Source organism: Streptomyces sp. NPDC051172, from assembly GCF_040682555.1.
Lineage (GTDB): Bacteria > Actinomycetota > Actinomycetes > Streptomycetales > Streptomycetaceae > Streptomyces.
Genome location: NZ_JBFBBE010000398.1, coordinates 1 through 1,204 on the forward strand (window position 1 = coordinate 1; position 1,204 = coordinate 1,204).

The window sequence follows — 1,204 nt, forward strand, 5'->3', positions numbered from 1 at the left end:
GGGGCCGTTCGGCTGATGGCCGCGACGCGCGGCCTCGGCGACGATCGCGGCTCCCGCGTACCCCGTCCCTCCGACAACAGTGATTGCAGTCATCTCGGTGCTTCTCCATCCCTGGTGATATCAGTAGGTGATGGTTACTGTAGGAGACTAGGCAACGTTCGGGAAGTAGGCACCTTGTGGTAACCATGAGTCAGGCGGGAGCGAAGCGCGGGAATCCCTACGAGCAGGGGTGCCCGACGCGCCATATCCTCGACCGGATCGGTGACAAGTGGACGGTCCTGATCGTCGGGGCGCTGGGAGAGGAGAGCCTCCGGTTCTCCGAGCTGCGCCGACGGATCGAGGGGATCTCGCAGAAGATGCTCACCCAGACCCTGCGCGCCCTCGAGGAGGATGGCCTGGTGATGCGTACGGTCTACGCAGAGGTGCCGGCGCGGGTGGAATACCGGCTCACCGAGGCCGGACACAGCCTCCGGGCCCCGCTGCAGGCGCTGGAGGAATGGTCGATCACGCACCTCGCCGATGTGCTGCACGCTCGCACCCACTACCAGACCTGACGCGCACCGCCGTGCCGGAGGAGTCGGTCAACCGGACTGGGTGGGGCCTGCGGTACGGATGAGGGCGCTTCACCTCTGCGCCCACCGTGAACAGCCGGTGAACCGGCGCGGATCCACGCTCCGGCCCCGCGCGCGGACGCAGACATCCCGATAGGATCGTGCTGAACCCCGGGGCACGAGCGCTGCTCACTGCGGCGGCGTGCGACCGGGCCGACTCGACCCGAAGGAGCGAGCCGTGGCGAATCCGGTCATGAACTCTCAGAACTTCCAGCAGCAGATGCAGGGCGGCGGACAGGCGCAGCCTGGTTGGTACCAGGGCGGGACGCAGTCCGCGCAGTCCCCCTACGGCCGGCAGGACCCCTCCGGCCGGGCCCAGGCGTTCGGCGCCGGCCAGGCCGCGCAGGATTACGCCCACCAGCAGTCCATGGAGGACGCCTTCCGTGCCCCCGCCGCCGGCTCGGAGCACACCGGCCGGATGACCTACAACGACGTCGTCGGCAAGACCGGCCTCATGCTCGTGCTGGTCGTCGTGGCCGGCGCGGTCGGCTGGTTCTCGCCGGGCCTGATGATCGTCGGCGCGATCGCCGGGGTGGGGCTCGGGGTGGTCGACGCGTTCAATCTCGAGCCCTCCCCCCTGCTGATCATGCTCT

General features: G+C 68.9%; 2 protein-coding genes. Both read left to right on the forward strand.

Annotated features, from left to right (window positions below; all coding sequences use genetic code 11):
• The first annotated feature begins 185 nt into the window (after positions 1 to 185).
• Complete coding sequence (locus tag AB0N07_RS51425; RefSeq protein ID WP_350749757.1) at positions 186 to 554, forward strand: helix-turn-helix domain-containing protein; 369 nt, start codon at positions 186 to 188, stop codon at positions 552 to 554.
• Positions 555 to 789: 235 nt separating this feature from the next.
• On the forward strand, positions 790 to 1,204 hold a 415-nt coding region (locus AB0N07_RS51430), incomplete at its 3' end, for a Bax inhibitor-1/YccA family protein (protein WP_365847948.1).